Source organism: Stenotrophomonas acidaminiphila, assembly GCF_001431595.1.
Lineage (GTDB): Bacteria > Pseudomonadota > Gammaproteobacteria > Xanthomonadales > Xanthomonadaceae > Stenotrophomonas > Stenotrophomonas acidaminiphila.
In genome coordinates, this window is sequence record NZ_LDJO01000038.1 from 43,977 (window position 1) to 60,096 (window position 16,120).

The window sequence follows — 16,120 nt, forward strand, 5'->3', positions numbered from 1 at the left end:
CTGGTCGCCTCCCGCGAAGGGTCAGCGCCTGCCGTCGCCGTTGCCGGGGGTGGCCGGATACATGCGCTCGATCGCCATGGCTTCGAGCGTGGTGTAGATGGTGTCGTGGCGCAGGTCCGGGCGCGGCAGGGCCTGCCACTGCAGGTGCGCAGGACCGGCACGCTTCACCGTGTCCGACAGCGCCTGCGCGTGCGGGCCGATGGTGTCCTCGTCGCCCCAGGCCAGCAGCATCCGGCCCTTCAGGCCGGGCATGCCCTGCAGCCGCCCGCCGGCGCTGCGGGTGAGTGCCGCTTCGTTCCACCACAGGCTGGGGCTGAAGGCGATCCAGGTATCGAACAGGGTCGGCTGCTCGAACAGGGTTTCGACGATGAACAGCCCGGCCAGCGACTCGCCGATGATGCCGCGCGAGCCCGTGGTGCGGTAACGGCGCTCGATCTCGGGCACCAGCTCCTCGGCAATGAACGCACGGAACGCGGCCGAGCCGCCGACCACCGGCGCGATGCGGCGGTCGCTGTCGACCCGGGTCGGGCCGGTCATGTCGCGGCGGCGCTGGGTGTTCTCGATGCCGACCACCAGCAGCGGCGCGATCCGCCCGGCGCGGATGCCGGCATCGACCGTGGCGGCCACGTGCGGGAAGTCCTCGGCGATGCCGCCATCGGGCATGTACAGCACCGGATGCGCCGTTGCCGCGTCGGCGGGCGGCAGGTAGACGTTGATGGTGCGCGCCTCCTGCAGGCGCTGCGACTGGATGACGAAGCTGTCGTGTGCCGGCAGCGCCGGTTGCGCGCTGGCGGTGCCTGGCAGGGCTGCCATCAGCAGGGCCGCGATGGCGGGAAGCATCGATCTCATCGTCATGTCGGTGGACGGCGTCGGGACAGGGTCGCGCAGGGTAGCAAGCGCGCGTGGCCGGCGAGAACACGTGCCGCGGTCGTGGGCGTCCGGCGAAAGCAGGACGGGCGCCCTGCGGCGCCCGTCTTGGTGCTTCACGCGATGACCGGCGCGCCGGTCAGTAGCGGTAGTGCTCCGGCTTGAACGGGCCGTCGACCGGCACGCCGAGGTAGTCGGCCTGTTCCTGGGTCAGGGTGGTCAGCTTGACGCCGATCTTTTCCAGGTGCAGGCGAGCCACTTCCTCGTCCAGCTTCTTCGGCAGGCGGTAGACGTCGGCCTTGTAGCTGTCCTTGTTGGCCCACAGGTCGATCTGCGCCAGGGTCTGGTTGGCGAAGCTGTTGGACATCACGAAGCTCGGGTGGCCGGTGGCGCAGCCCAGGTTCACCAGGCGGCCCTCGGCCAGCAGGAAGATCGCGTTGCCGTTCGGGAACACGTACTTGTCCACCTGCGGCTTGATGTTGATCTTCTTCACGCCGGTGTAGCCGTTCAGCGCATCGACCTGGATCTCGTTGTCGAAGTGGCCGATGTTGCAGACGATGGCCTGGTCCTTCATCGCGCTCAGGTGCTCGATGCGGATGATGTCCTTGTTGCCGGTGGTGGTGACGTAGATGTCGGCGCGGCCCAGGGTGGACTCGATGGTGTTGACCTCGAAGCCCTCCATCGCCGCCTGCAGGGCGCAGATCGGGTCGATCTCGGTGACGATCACGCGCGCGCCATAGGCGCGCAGCGAGTGCGCCGAGCCCTTGCCGACGTCGCCGTAGCCACAGACCACGGCGACCTTGCCGGCCAGCATCACGTCCATCGCGCGCTTGAGCCCGTCGGCCAGCGATTCGCGGCAGCCGTACAGGTTGTCGAACTTGCTCTTGGTGACCGAGTCGTTGACGTTGATCGCCGGGACCAGCAGGGTGCCGGCTTCGGCCAGCTGGTACAGGCGGTGCACGCCGGTGGTGGTCTCCTCGGAGACGCCCTTCCAGTCCTTGACCACGCGGGTCCAGTAGCCCGGTCGCTCGGCGTGCACGCGCTTGAGCAGGTTCTTGATGACCTGTTCCTCGTGCGAGCCGGACGGGGTGTTCACCCAGTCGCTGCCGTTCTCCAGCTCGTAGCCCTTGTGGATCAGCAGGGTGACGTCGCCACCGTCGTCGACCACCAGTTCCGGCCCCAGCAGGGTGCCGTCGGCGGCCTTGAAGGTCAGCGCTTCCAGGGTGCAGTCCCAGTACTCCTCCAGGGTCTCGCCCTTCCACGCGAACACCGGCGTGCCGGTGGCGGCGATGGCCGCGGCCGCCTGGTCCTGGGTGGAGAAGATGTTGCACGAGGCCCAGCGCACGTCGCCGCCGATGTCCTTGAGCGTTTCGATCAGCACCGCGGTCTGGATGGTCATGTGCAGCGAGCCGGTCACGCGCACGCCCTTGAGCGGCTGCGCGGCGGCGTGCTTGCGGCGGATCGCCATCAGGCCGGGCATCTCGTGCTCGGCGATGTCGATTTCCTTGCGGCCCCAGTCGGCCAGCGAGATGTCGGCGACCTTGTAGTCGCCTTCCTGGGAGAAGGTCTTTGCAACAGCGTTCATGTGAGGCTCCGGTGTGGTGCGAGCAGGCTCGCGTTCGCCGGGCGCCGTTGTTGCATGCGGTGCCGTCCGAGCCTGGCCGCCGTGCCGGTCCGGCCCTTGCGGGGGACTCCACACGGCGGTCGCAGCGCCCCTCGGACGGGGGCGCCGATTATATCGCGCGCCGGCCCTGCCCAACCAAAGGCAGGGGAGCCGGCAGCCGGGGATTGTTAACGTGTGCGGTTGAGACCGCACCCAGAGGATTGCCATGACGATGTTCGCTTCCCGCCGCCCCCGCCGCGCGTCCGCGGCGCTGGTGCTGTGCGCCGGCCTGCTGCTGGCCGTGCCGCCGTTGCTGGCGGCCGCCCCGGCCGCCAACGCCGCCGCCAGCGATGCCCAGGGCTATCGCCTGCCGTCGGCGGCGCTGCAGGCGGTGGTCGACGCCCCGCGCGCGCCGACCCTGCGGCTGTCGCCGCGCCGCGACCTGGCCGCGATGCTGCAGACCCCGCCGCTGCCGTCGATCGCCCAGGTGGCGCAGCCGGAACTGAAGCTGGCCGGTCTGCGGATCAACCCCAGGACCTTTTCCGACAGCCGCTTCTCGTTCGGCAGCAGACTGTGGCTGATCTCCACCGCCGATGGCGCCGAGCGCCAGATCAGCGGCCTGCCGCAGCCGTTGTCGGTGGCCTCGCTGGCCTGGTCGCCGGACCAGAAGTACCTGGCGTTCAACCAGGTGGATCCGGCCAGCGGCAGCAACGAGCTGTGGCTGGTGGACGTGGCCGCCGGCAGCGCGCGCCGCGTGGCCGAGCGGCTGAACTCGGTGGTCGGCAACGGCTATGCGTGGGCGCCGGGCGGCGATGCGCTGCTGGTGATGCAGCGCCCGGCCGGCCAGGGCGCCGCGCCGGTGGGCGACGGCATCCCGACCGGTCCGGCGGTGCAGCAGACCGAGGCCGGCGCTGGCGTGCGCTCGGTGCGTACCTACCAGGACCTGCTGAAGAACGAGCATGACGCGCGCCTGTTCGAGTACTACCTGCAGGCGCAGCCGGTGCGGGTGGCGATCAACGGCGAGAGCCGGCCGCTGGGCATACCGGGTCTGTACCTGGGGCTGTCGCCCTCGCCGGACGGCAACTACCTGCTCAGCCAGCGCGTGGAGCGGCCGTTCTCCTACGCGGTGCCGGTGAACCGTTTCCCGCGCCGCATCGAGGTGCTGGACGCGCAGGGTCGGGTCGCGCACACGGTGGCCAGGCTGCCGCTGGTCGAGGGCCTGCCGACCGGCAACGACGCGGTGCCGACCGGGGTGCGTTCGATCTCCTGGCGCGCCGATGCGCCGGCCACCCTGGTCTGGGCCGAAGCGCAGGACGGTGGCGATCCGGCGCGCGAGGCGGCGATCCGCGACGCGGTGCTGGTCCAGGCCGCGCCGTTCGAGCGGCCGCCGGTGACTCTGGCGCGGCTGGGCTCGCGCTACGCCGGCATCACCTGGGGCCGCGGCGACGTGGCGCTGCTGGACGAGTACTGGTGGAAGACCCGCCAGGTGAAGCAGTGGAAGATCGCGCCGGATCATCCGGAGCAGGCGCCGGCGTTGCTGTACGCGCGCTCGGAGGACGACCGCTACGGCGATCCGGGCGAGCCGCTGCTGCAGCCGGACGACAGCGGCCGCGCGCGCCTGCAGTTCAGCGCCGACGGCAAAGGCTTCTACCGCGTCGGTGACGGCGCCTCGCCGCAAGGCGACCGCCCGTTCCTGGACCGGATCGACCTGGACAGCGGCAGCGCCGAGCGCCTGTTCCATTCGCAGGCGCCGTACTACGAGTCACCGGTGGCGGTGATCGAGGGCCCCATGCCGCGCGTGCTGTACAGCCGCGAGTCCAACGACGAGCCGTCCAACCTGTACACGCGTGCGCTGGGCGATGCGACGGCGCCGCTCGCCCTGACCCGCAACACGCATCCGCTGCCGCAGCTGCGTGGCGTGAACAAGGAACAGATCCGCTACACGCGCAACGACGGCGTCGAACTCACCGCCGACCTGCTGCTGCCGCCCGGTTACGACCCGAAGAAGGACGGTCCGCGCCCGCTGCTGATGTGGGCCTACCCGGCCGAATTCAAATCGGCCGGCGACGCCAGCCAGGTCAGCGGCTCCCCGCACCGTTTCAATGCGATCAGCTACTGGGGCCCGCAGGCGTTCCTGGCCAAGGGCTACGTGGTGCTCAACAACCCGACCATGCCGATCGTCGGCGAGGGTGATGCCGAGCCCAACGACACCTACGTGCAGCAGCTGGTGGCCAGCGCGCAGGCGGCGGTGGACGAGGTGGTGCGCCGTGGCGTGGCCGACCGTGGCCGCATCGCCGTCGGCGGACATTCGTATGGCGCATTCATGACCGCCAACCTGCTGGCGCACACGCGCCTGTTCAAGGCCGGCATCGCCCGCTCCGGCGCCTACAACCGCACGCTCACCCCGTTCGGCTTCCAGGCCGAGGAGCGCAACTACTGGCAGGCGCAGGACACCTACCTGAAGATGTCGCCGTTCAACTACGCCGGCGACATCAAGGACGCGATCCTGTTCATCCATGGCGTGGACGACAACAATTCGGGCACGTTCCCGATGCAGAGCGAGCGCATGTTCGCCGCGGTCAAGGGCCTGGGCGGCAACGCGCGGCTGGTGATGCTGCCCAACGAATCGCACGCCTACCGCGCACGCGAATCGATCATGACCATGCTCGCCGAGAGCGAGGACTGGCTGGACCGCTGGCTGGCGGCACCGGCGAAGGACGGCAAGCGCTAATCCCGCCGCGGGCCGGCGCATGCCGGCGCTCCGCGCGCCCGCCCCACGGTCTGCGTCGCAGGCCGTGGGGCCTGTTCCCGGCTGTCGCGGCGCCATGTACTCGCGGCTTCCTGGCCCGGGGCCTTTCCGGCCCGCCTTGCCGGCAGCGGGCGCTGTCGCGGGAAGCCTGGCGTCACTCGCGTCATCCACTGTCCATGGCGCGGCGCTCGCGGTGCCATTGCGATGTCCGCAACGACAGCCGCCGGACAACATGCAGATGCAACCATTTTCCCGGTTGATGCACTGCAAAAAACGCGGAATTTTTCAGTTAGGCTTGGGGACGTTCCCGCTTCCGAGGTTCCGGTTCCTGGATGAACGAGTACCGCAGCAGCGTCGTCTTCGCCACCCCCGACCTGCCCCTGCGCGACGATGTCCGTCGCCTCGGCGCGATGGTCGGCGATCTCCTTTCCGAGCAGGTCTCGCCCGCGTTCCTCGATGAAGTGGAGGAGGTGCGCACCGCCGCGATCGCGCGCCGCGAGAGCCAGGCGCCGCTGGCCACGCTCAGCGCGCAGCTGGCCGGGCGCACGCCGCGCCAGGCCGAGGCGCTGGTGCGTGCGTTCAGTACCTATTTCCAGGTGGTGAACATCGCCGAGCGCGTGCACCGCATCCGCCGCCGCCGCGACTACCAGCGCGCCGGCACCAAGCGTCCGCAGCCCGAAGGCCTGCAGGATGCGCTGCAGCAGCTCAAGGCGCAGGGCGTGACCCTGGAAGAGCTGGTGCAGTGGTTGCCGCGCATCGACATCGAACCGGTGTTCACCGCCCATCCCACCGAGGCGGTGCGCCGCGCGCTGCTGGAGAAAGAGCAGCTGATGGTGGCGAGCCTGGTGGACAACCTCGACGGCCAGCGCACGCCGGGCGAGCAGGCCGCCGATACCGCGCGCCTGCGCATGGCGCTCACCGCGTCGTGGCAGACCGCCGATTCATCGCCGGTGCGGCCCGGCGTGGAGGATGAGCGCGAGCACGTCGGCTTCTACCTCACCCGGGTGCTGTACCGGGTGATGCCGGTGTTCTACGAATCGCTGGAGCAGGCGCTGCGCGACACCTGGGGCCGCACCCTGCCGCTGCCGCGGCTGGTGCGCTTCGGCACCTGGGTGGGCGGCGACATGGACGGCAACCCCAATGTCGATGCGGGCACCATCGCCGCCACCTTGAACGCGCAGCGCGCCGCGGTGCTGGAGCTGTACCAGAGGGACCTGCTCAAGCTCGCCAGCCTGCTCAGCCAGTCCACCGAACTGGTCGGGGTGAGCGAGGCGGTGCGCGCGCGCGTGGATGTATATCGCGCGCTGTTGCCGCAGGTGCAGTCGCGCCCGCGCCACGCCGACATGCCCTACCGCCTGCTCAACGACCGCATGCGCGCGCGGCTGCAGGCCACGCTCGACGATGCCGAGGGCGCATACCGCTCGCCGGATGAGCTGGCCGACGACATCCAGTTGATCCTCGACAGCCTGGACGCGAACCGTGGCCGCCACGCCGGCTGGTTCTCGGTGCGGCGCCTGCTGTGGCGCGTGCGCACCTTCGGCTTCCACCTGGCGCGGCTGGACGTGCGCCAGGAATCGAGCGTGCATGCGCGCGCGCTGGCCGAGGTGCTGGGCGGGCAGGCGGCGTTCGAGGCACTGGACGGCGCGGCGCGCGCCCGCCAGCTGGCGCCCTATGCCGCCGGCGAGACCACCTTGCCGCGCGGCGACGACGAAGCCGGGCAGCGGCTGGACAAGGTGTTCGCGGCGCTGGCCGATGCGCGCGCCCGGCACGGCGCCGACGCGCTGGGCAGCTACATCATCTCGATGGCCCACGACCGTGGCGACGTGCTCGCGGTGCTGGCGCTGGCGCGCCGTGGCGGCCTGGTCGACGCCGGCAACGCGGTGCCGCTGGACATCGCGCCGCTGTTCGAGACGGTGGACGACCTGCGCCACGGCACCGCGACCCTGGGCGATCTGCTGGACGACCCGGTGTACCGCGCGCACCTGGCCGCGCGCGGCGATGTGCAGATGGTGATGCTCGGCTACTCGGACAGCGGCAAGGACGGTGGCATCGCCGCCTCGCGCTGGGGGTTGCAGCAGGCGCAGGTGGAACTGCTGGCCGTGGCCGCCGCCCACGGCGTGCGCCTGACCTTCTTCCACGGCCGCGGCGGTTCGATCAGCCGTGGCGGCACCAAGACCACGCATGCGGTCGACGCCTCGCCGCCGGGCAGCATCGACGGCCGCCTGCGGGTCACCGAGCAGGGCGAGGTGATCCACCGCAAGTACGGCATCCGCGCGCTGGCGCTGCGCTCGCTGGAGCAGGCCGCCGGCGCGGTGCTGCGGGCCAGCCTGCGCCCGCGCGCGCCCGAGCCGCGCGAGCGGCTGTGGACGCCGGTGATGGACATCGTCGCGGCCGAGAGCGCACGCCGCTACCGCGGCTTCGTCGGCGACGCGCAGTTCATGGATTACTTCCGCAACGCCACTCCGATCGACGTGATCGAGCGCATGACCCTGGGCTCGCGGCCCTCGCGCAGGCTCGGCCAGGACGCGGCCCTGTCCAACCTGCGCGCGATCCCGTGGGTGTTCGCCTGGAGCCAGGCGCGCGCGGTGATTCCCGGCTGGTTCGGTGTGGGCAGCGGCCTGCAGGCCGCCGCCGATGCGGGCCACGAGGAGCGGCTGCGCGAGATGGCGCACGACTGGCCCTTCTTCGCCACCTTCCTGGACGACATGGCGATGGTGCTGAGCAAGGGCGACATCCACATCGCCGAGCAGTTCTCGCGCCTGGCCGGGCCGCTGCACGCGCGCTTCTTCCCGGTGATCCGCGAGGAGCTGGCGCTGACCGCGCACTGGGTCAAGCGGCTCAGCGGGCAGCAGGAACTGCTCGCGCACGATCCGCGGCTGGCGCTGTCCATCCGCCTGCGCAACCCCTACATCGACCCGATCAGTACCCTGCAGGTGGACCTGCTGCAGCGCTGGCGGCACAGTGGCCGCGAGGACGAGGCGCTGCTGCGCGCGCTGGTGGCCTGCGTGAACGGAGTGTCGCAGGGCGTGCAGAATACCGGCTGACGGTGGCCTGCCGCACGGGGAGGGGAACGGGGAATGGGGACGATGCGCGAAGGGGAGGAGAACGCTGGCGACGCGGCGCGTTACCACCGGATCAAGCAGATCGTGCTGCAGGCGCTGGACCTGCAGGGCAGCGCCCGCGAGGAACTGATCGCCCGCGAGGCGGCCGGTGACGCGACGATCGCCGATGAAGTGCGGGCGCTGCTCGCCGGCATGGAGGCCGACCAGACGCTGGTGGTGTCGTGCCGCTCGCCCGGGCTGCCGCCGCCCGACCCGGGGCAGGACCTCAGCGGCCAGGAGGCATCGGCCGACGCCAGCCGCGAGTACCGCCTGCTGCAGCGCCTGGGCGCCGGCGGCATGGGCGTGGTGTACCTGGCCGAACGCAGCCACGGCGGCTTCGTGCAGAAGGTCGCGCTGAAGCTGCTCAACCCGGTCGCCGAGGCGTCGCCGGAACTGCGCGAACGCTTCGCCCGCGAGCGCGAGCTGCTGGCACGGCTGGACCACCCCGGCATCGCGCGCCTGCTCGACGGCGGCATCCTCGCCGACGGCCGTCCGTTCCTGGCGATGGAGTACGTCGAAGGCGAGCGCGTTGACGTGCATGCCGCGCGCCTGCCGCTGGACGAGCGCATCGCGCTGTTCGTCAGGATCTGCGAAGCAGTGGCCGAGGCGCACCGCTGCCTGGTGATCCACCGCGACCTCAAGCCGGCCAACATCCTGGTCGACGCCCGCGGCCAGCCGCGGTTGCTGGATTTCGGCATCGCCCGCCTGATCGACGAGGACAGTGCGGCGGCCGGCGATACCCGTACCGGCCAGCATGCGCTCACCCTGGCCTATGCCAGCCCCGAGCAGCTCGCCTGCCAGCCGCTGACCACGGCCACCGACGTCTACTCGCTGGGCGCGGTGCTGTACCAGCTGGTCTGCGGGCAGTTGCCGTTCGCCGAGATCGACAATCCGGCCGGCCTGTACAACGCCATCGCCAACACCGACGTGCCGCCGCCCAGCCGGCGGCTGCGCGACGCCGGCACGCCGCGGCCGCGCGCCCGTGCGGTGCCGGCAGACATCGATGCCATCGTGCTCAAGGCGCTGCGCAAGGAGCCGGAGCGTCGCTACGCCTCGGTCGCGGCATTGGCCGAGGACCTGCGCCGTTACCTGGCCCATCGCCCGGTCAGCGCGCGCGCCGGCGAGCGCGGTTATCGCGCGCGGCGGCTGCTGCGGCGCAATGCCTGGCCGCTGGCCGCCGCCGCGCTGGTGCTGCTGTCGGTACTGGGCGGCCTGCTGGCCTCGGTGCTGGCCCTGCGCGAGGCGCGGGCGCAGCAGGCGCTGGCCGAACGCCGCGGACATGAGCTGCAGCGGATCGTCGATTTCCAGCGGAGCACGCTGGAAAGCGTGGACATCCAGGCAATGGGGCGCTCGCTGGCCGAAGCGCAGAAGGACATGCTGCTCAAGGCCGACGCGGCATCCGGGCGGCAACTGGCCTCGCCGCAGGTGCTGCAGCTGGTGGATGCCGCGGCCGCGCGCGGTGCCACCGACCTCGCCCGCGATGCGCTGGAGACCTACGTGGTGGCGCATGCGCTGGACCGGATCGGCAACGAGGTGGACGACGACACCGCGCTGGCGGCGGAGCTGAGGCAGTCGCTGGCCGGCGTGCTGCATGCGATCGGCAGCAACGTCAGCGCCGAGGCGCAGTTGCGGCGGGTGCTGGAGCAGCGGCAGTCGCTGGCAGCGGACAGCCCGGAGCGGCTGTCTACGGAACTGGCGCTGGCCGGGGTGCTGGTCACCCTCGGGCGCCCGGACGAGGCGCAGCGCCTGTATACGCAGGTGCACGCCGCCACCGCGGGACGGCCGATGAGCGATCCGCAGCGGCTGGAGGCCGAACTCGGGCGGGCCATCGTGATGATCATCCAGGGCCGCTTCGACGACGCCATCGCCGCCTACGACGCGATCCGCACGGGTGTCGGCAGCGCGCTGCCGGAAAGCGACGAGCGCATGCTGCGGCTGCGCCGTTACCGCATCGACGCGCTGATCCAGGCCGGCCGTCGCGAGGAGGCCGGGCCGGAGGCCGAGGCGTTGTTGTCGCTGTACCAGCGGGCCCTGGGGCCCACGCATCGCGACACGCTGTACGTGGCGCTGGTCCAGGCCAAGCTGCTGCGCGAGCAGAAGCAGTTCGAACAGTCGCAGGTGCTGGCCCGCAGCGTGGCCGACGTGCTGGCGCGGCGCTACGGCGAAGGCCATCCGGACACCGTGTCGGCGCGCTACCTGGTGGCGACCAACGGCTTCGCGCTTGCGCGGGACGATGCGGCGCTGGCCCAGGTGCAGGCCGATATCGAGCGCGTCGTCGAGTACCGGCGCCAGCAGCAGGGCGAAGACAGTGCCCAGACCATCTCGCCGATGACCGGGCTGGTCGGCGTGCTGAGCAAGCGCGCCGCGCTGGCCGACGACCCGGCCGCCAGTGCAGGGTTCATGGCACAGGCGCTGCGGGTACAGCAGGCAGTGCTGGATTCGCACCTGCAGCACCGCGGTCCGGATCATCCCAATACCCTGCTGGCGCAGGGCAGCCTGGCGAGCCTGCTGCACCGGCAGGGGCGCCATGCGCAGGCATTGCCGCATGCGCAGCGCTGCCTCGAGGGCCAGCGGCGCACGCTCGCGCCGGACCACCCGATCATCGCCGGGACCTGGAACCTGAACGGCGACATCCTGCTCGCCCTGGGCCGGCTGGAACCGGCGCGCGCGGCCTATGCGACGGCCCTGCAGCTGCGTACGCAGAAGCTGGGCGCCCAGGCGCCGAACACGATCGAAAGCGCCGCGCGCCTGTACGCGTTGCTGCAGCGCCTGCAGCGCACGGACGAGGCCAGCGTGCTGCGCACCCGCTACCTGGACCCGGTGGTGAAGATGGACCCCGCGCAACTGGATGCCGGGATGCGTTCGGTCCGCGACAAGGCAAGGGACGTGATCGCCGCGGCCGGCGGCCGCTGAGGGCGCGGTGGCCATGATGGGATTGGCCGGCGCCGCGCTTGCGGTGCCCGCCCGCTTCCCCGTTCCGGTTGCGGCGACCGGCAGCGCGCCGGCGCGGCGCTACGGGGACCGCGGCTGCGTGGCGGCGGCGGGGCTGCTGCCGAGCAGCTCCCGGTGGCGCTGCTCCATGTCCTGCCGCAGCTGGCGGCGGATCTGCGCGGCGGCGTAGCGGCGCGTCTCGTCGCCGCTCGCCGGCTGCAGCGGCGGCACCGGCGTGGGCCTGCCGTCGTCGTCCACCGCGACCATGGTGAAGAAGCAGCTGTTGGCGTGGCGCACGCTGCCCTTGCGGATGTCCTCGGCCACCACCTTGATGCCCACCTCCATCGACGAGGTGCCGGTGTAGTTCACCGACGCCAGGAAGGTGACCAGTTCGCCCACCGCGATCGGCTGGCGGAACATCACCTGGTCCACCGACAGGGTGACCACGTAGTTGCCGGCATAGCGGCTGGCGCAGGCATAGGCGACCTGGTCGAGCAGGCGCAGCACCGCGCCGCCGTGCACCTTGCCCGAGAAATTGGCCATCTCCGGGGTCATCAGCACGGTCATCGACAACTGGTGGGGCGTGGGTGCGGACATGGGCGGCGGCGCGATGGGCGGAGCCGCAGGCTAACCCGGCATGGTGGCTGGATGCACGCGCCGCTGGCCCATCCGCAAATGGAAAGGCCGCCCGTGCGGGCGGCCTTTCCGGTCGGTACCTGCCGGGCCGGGCTTACTTGAGCTTGGCGGCCTTGCGCAGCGCCTCGGCGCGGTCGGTCTTCTCCCACGAGAACGCGGTGGCGTTCTGGGTCTTGCCGTCGCCGTCGACGTACGAGAACTCCTTCGGCTTGCGGCCGAAGTGGCCGTAGGCGGCGGTCTGCTGGTACATCGGGTGGATCAGGTCGAGCATCTTGATGATGCCGTACGGGCGCAGGTCGAAGTGCGCGCGGATCAGCTTCTCGATCTGCGCGTCGGCGATCTTGCCGGTGCCGAAGGTGGTGACCGAGATCGAGGTCGGCTCGGCCACGCCGATGGCGTAGGAGACCTGCACTTCGCACTTGTCGGCCAGGCCGGCGGCGACCACGTTCTTGGCCACGTAACGGGCGGCGTAGGCGGCCGAGCGGTCGACCTTGGACGGGTCCTTGCCGGAGAACGCGCCGCCACCGTGGCGGGCCATGCCGCCGTAGGTGTCGACGATGATCTTGCGGCCGGTCAGGCCGCAGTCGCCCACCGGGCCGCCGATCACGAAGATGCCGGTCGGGTTGATGTGCACCTTGTTCTTCGGCAGCGCGTCCAGCCACGCCTTGGGCAGGACCGGCTTGAGGATGTGCTCGCGCACGGCCTCGATCAGGTCCTTCTGCTTCACGCCCGGGTCATGCTGGGTCGACAGCACCACCGCGTCCAGGCCCTCGATCCGGCCATCCTGGCCGTAGCGCAGGGTGACCTGGCTCTTGGCGTCCGGGCGCAGCCACGGCAGCGGCGAATTCTTCTTCTTGCGGACCTTGGCCTGCTGCTCGACCAGGCGGTGCGAGTAGTAGATCGGCGCCGGCATGAATTCCGGGGCTTCGTTGCAGGCATAGCCGAACATCAGGCCCTGGTCGCCCGCGCCCTGTTCTTCCGGCTTCTTGGCCTTCCTGTCGGTGCCGTCGACGCCGGCGGCGATGTCCGGCGACTGCTTGCCGAGCATGTTGATGATGGCGCAGGTGTGGCCGTCGAAGCCGACGTTGGAGTTGTCGTAGCCGATCGCGTTGATGACGTTGCGGGTCAGCTCTTCGATGTCGACCCAGGCCGAGGTGGTGACCTCGCCGGCGACGATCGCCGCACCGGTCTTGACCAGGGTTTCGCAGGCGACGCGGGCGCGCTTGTCCTGGGTCAGGATCGCGTCCAGCACCGCATCGGAAATCTGGTCGGCGATCTTGTCCGGATGGCCTTCGGAGACCGACTCGGAGGTGAAGAGATAGCTGGACATGAGCTTGTATCCCTGTATGCGGATGAAAAGATAGCCGCGCATGATACACGGCCGGGGCACGGCTGGAATAGTGCAGGGCCGGTTGTTGCCATCCGGTTAATAAACCGGTTCACCCACCCCGCCGCTCCCGGGCGGGCGTCACCGAACTGCCGCAAAACCGCAACCGCGCTGCCGCGTGGCGGGCGCAGGCTGCCGGCCAACCGGGCCGTCGGACAACCGCCATGCACCAGATCGAGCAACGCCTGCAGCAGCGCTATCCCGAGTGGTTCCATGGCCCGCGCGGGCACCTGGCGCGGCCGCTGCTGCGCGGCGTGGGGCGCTGGTCGCGGCTGGACCGGGTGCAGGCGTTCCTGCGCCACAACGGCGAGCGCCGCGGCTTCGCCTTCGTCGAGGCCGCGCTGGACTTCCTGGGCAGCCGCTACCAGCTGGAGCCCGGCGCGCTGGCGCGGATCCCCGCCAGCGGGCGGCTGCTGGTGGTCGCCAACCATCCCTCCGGCGCGCTCGACGCGCTGGCGCTGCTGGACGCGGTGGGCCAGGTGCGGCGCGACGTGCGCATCATCGCCAACGACCTGCTGGCCGAGCTGGAGCCGCTGCGCGAGCTGCTGCTGCCGGTGCGGATCCTGGGCGGCCGCGCCCGCCGCGACAGCCTGCGCGCGGTGGAACAGGCGCTGGCCGCCGAACAGTGCGTGATCGTGTTCCCGGCCGGCGAAGTGTCGCGGCTGTCGCTGCGCGGCATCCGCGACGGCCGCTGGAACCGCGGCTTCGTGCGCTTCGCCAACGCCACCCGCGCGCCGGTGCTGCCTGTGCGGGTGCAGGCGCGCAACTCGGCGCTGTTCTACGGGGCCTCGGCACTGTTCAAACCGGCCGGCACCGCATTGCTCGCGCGCGAGATGTTCGCCCGCCGCGGGCGGCCGCTGCGCCTGTGGGTAGGGCAGGCCATGCAGCTGGACCCCGCGCTGGACCCGGCGCTGCAGCTGCAGGCGGTACGGCATGCGCTGTACGCGCTTGGCGGTGGCCACGGGCAGGCGGGCGGCGTCGGCGGCGGGCCCGAACCGCTGGCCGCGGCGATCGCCGCCGAGCGGGTGGCGGCGGACATCGAAGCCGCCGAACTGCTTGGCCAGACCGGCGACGGCAAGCAGATCCGGCTGGCGCGCTGCGCCGCCGGCTCGCCCCTGCTGCTGGAACTGGGCCGGTTGCGCGAGCTGACCTTCCGCCGGGTCGGCGAGGGCACCGGGCGCAGCCGCGACCTGGACGACTTCGACCTGCTGTACCAGCACATCGTGGTCTGGGACGCGACGCAGCAGCGCATCGCCGGCGCCTATCGCGTCATGCGCGGCGCCCAGGCGCTGGCGCGCAGCGGATTGGCCGGGCTCTACACCGCGGCGCTGTTCCGCTACGCGGACGATGCCATCAGCCGCATCGCCGAGGGCATGGAGCTGGGCCGCAGCTTCGTCGTGCCCGACTACTGGGGCAGCCGCAGCCTGGACTACCTGTGGCAGGGCATCGGCGCCTACCTGCGCTGCCAGCCGGGCGTGCGCTACCTGTTCGGCGCGGTGTCGATCAGCGCGGCCTTGCCGCGCGAGGCGCGCGAGCAGCTGGTCGCCTACTACCAGCGCTACTACGGCGGTGGCCACGGCCTGGTCGAATCGACCCGGCCGTTCCAGTACTTCGCCGCGCCGCCGAGCTTCGGCGACATGGATGCCGATGCCGCGTTCGAGCTGCTCAAGGCCAACCTGGCCGCGCTGGGCACCAGCGTGCCCACCCTCTACCGCCAGTACACGGACCTGTGCGAGCCGGGCGGCGCGCGCTTCCTGGCGTTCGGCGTGGACCCGGATTTCAGCGATTCCATCGACGGCCTGATCGAAGTGGATCTGCAGGCGATCCGGCCGAACAAGCGCAGGCGCTACCTGCGCGACGCCGGGGCCGTGGCATGAGCGCGCCGGCGGCGCTGCTGCCGCGCCGGCGCGCGGTGTTCATCTCCGACACCCACCTGGGCGCGCGCCATTGCCATGCCGCCGAACTGGCACGCTTCCTGTCCACGCTGCGCTGCGAACGCCTGTACCTGGTCGGTGACATCGTCGACCTGTGGTGGCTGGCGCAGCGGCGCGCCAGCTGGACCGCGGCGCACAACGCGGTGATCGAGGCGCTGCACGCATTGCGCCGTGCCGGTACCGCGATCATCTACATCCCCGGCAACCACGACGCCCCGCTGCGTCGTACCTGCGGACTGATGCTGCCGGCGATGCAGGTGCGGCGGCGCGCCATCCACGTCACCGCCGATGGCCGCCGCCTGCTGGTGGTGCATGGCGACGACTACGATGCGGTCACGCGCTGGCATCGGCCGGTGCCGACGCGTGCCGCGCGCCCCGCCGCGCCGTCCCATGCGGCGGATGGCGCCGGTGCTGCTTCCGCCGCCGCACCCCGGCACCGCTGGTGCCGCCTGGGCACCGATCTCCAGTACGCGGCGGGCGACTGGCTGTACGAGCGCATCCTCACCGGCAACCGCCTGCTCAACGCGCTGCGCCGCCACCTCGGCCTGCGCTACTGGTCGCTGGCCGAGTTCCTCAAGCGGCGCAGCGGCGCGGCCGAGCGCTACATCCAGCGGTTCGTGCAGGCCGGGCTGGACGACGCCCGCCGCCGCGGCCTGGACGGCATCGTCTGCGGCCACATCCATCGCGCCGCGCTGGTCGAACGCGATGGCCTGGTGTACGCCAACGACGGCGACTGGGTCGAAAGCCTCACCGCCCTGGCCGAGGATCACGATGGCGGCCTGCGCCTGCTCGACCATGCCGGGCGCAGCCTGGCGTGGCTGCCGCCACGCGCGTCGCTGGCGCGGGCCGCCTGAGGCGGTGTGCATGCTTCTTCCTCACGATGGCGGCGCTATGCTGGCCGGGGGCTGGGGA

General features: G+C 71.3%; 9 protein-coding genes and 1 riboswitch. Of the genes, 5 read left to right on the plus strand and 4 right to left on the minus strand.

Annotated features, from left to right (window positions below; all coding sequences use genetic code 11):
• Positions 1-21: 21 nt before the first annotated feature.
• The gene (locus ABB33_RS12430; RefSeq protein ID WP_182212897.1) at positions 22-840 is read right to left on the minus strand and encodes an alpha/beta hydrolase; all 819 of its coding nucleotides are present in this window, start codon (positions 838-840) and stop codon (positions 22-24) included.
• A gap of 166 nt (positions 841-1,006) precedes the next feature.
• On the minus strand, positions 1,007-2,452 hold the full coding sequence (gene ahcY / locus ABB33_RS12435; RefSeq protein ID WP_056932317.1) for an adenosylhomocysteinase: 1,446 nt from the start codon (positions 2,450-2,452) through the stop codon (positions 1,007-1,009).
• A gap of 32 nt (positions 2,453-2,484) precedes the next feature.
• Positions 2,485-2,591, minus strand: a riboswitch (S-adenosyl-L-homocysteine riboswitch).
• A 105-nt stretch (positions 2,592-2,696) separates the two neighbouring features.
• Between ahcY and ABB33_RS12440 the strand changes: the two genes are divergently transcribed.
• From ABB33_RS12440 to ABB33_RS12450, 3 genes are all read left to right on the plus strand, one after another.
• On the plus strand, positions 2,697-5,201 hold the full coding sequence (locus ABB33_RS12440) for a S9 family peptidase (RefSeq protein WP_056932318.1): 2,505 nt from the start codon (positions 2,697-2,699) through the stop codon (positions 5,199-5,201).
• Between the two features lie 350 nt (positions 5,202-5,551).
• Positions 5,552-8,263, plus strand: a complete 2,712-nt coding sequence (gene ppc / locus ABB33_RS12445) for a phosphoenolpyruvate carboxylase (RefSeq protein WP_056932319.1) — start codon at positions 5,552-5,554, stop codon at positions 8,261-8,263.
• 42 nt (positions 8,264-8,305) lie between these two features.
• A complete protein-coding gene (locus tag ABB33_RS12450) occupies positions 8,306-11,233 on the plus strand; it encodes a serine/threonine-protein kinase (RefSeq protein ID WP_056932320.1) in 2,928 nt (975 codons plus the stop codon).
• 99 nt (positions 11,234-11,332) lie between these two features.
• On the opposite strand, the gene ABB33_RS12455 is transcribed toward ABB33_RS12450, so the two are convergent.
• Both ABB33_RS12455 and metK read right to left on the minus strand, forming a co-directional pair.
• Positions 11,333-11,848: an acyl-CoA thioesterase gene (locus tag ABB33_RS12455; protein ID WP_054667581.1), complete on the minus strand. Its 516-nt coding sequence runs from the start codon at positions 11,846-11,848 to the stop codon at positions 11,333-11,335.
• A gap of 133 nt (positions 11,849-11,981) precedes the next feature.
• Positions 11,982-13,217 (minus strand): methionine adenosyltransferase, encoded by a 1,236-nt coding sequence (metK, locus tag ABB33_RS12460; RefSeq protein WP_054668775.1) that lies wholly within the window; start codon positions 13,215-13,217, stop codon positions 11,982-11,984.
• Positions 13,218-13,438: 221 nt separating this feature from the next.
• On the opposite strand from metK, the gene olsF reads away from it, so the two are divergent.
• Together olsF and ABB33_RS12470 are read left to right on the plus strand one after the other, a co-directional pair.
• The gene (gene olsF / locus ABB33_RS12465; RefSeq protein ID WP_056932321.1) at positions 13,439-15,151 is read left to right on the plus strand and encodes a bifunctional ornithine lipid synthase OlsF; all 1,713 of its coding nucleotides are present in this window, start codon (positions 13,439-13,441) and stop codon (positions 15,149-15,151) included.
• Positions 15,148-16,062: a UDP-2,3-diacylglucosamine diphosphatase gene (locus tag ABB33_RS12470; protein ID WP_056932322.1), complete on the plus strand. Its 915-nt coding sequence runs from the start codon at positions 15,148-15,150 to the stop codon at positions 16,060-16,062. Before olsF ends, ABB33_RS12470 begins: the two co-directional genes overlap by 4 nt.
• The last annotated feature ends 58 nt before the right edge of the window (positions 16,063-16,120 follow it).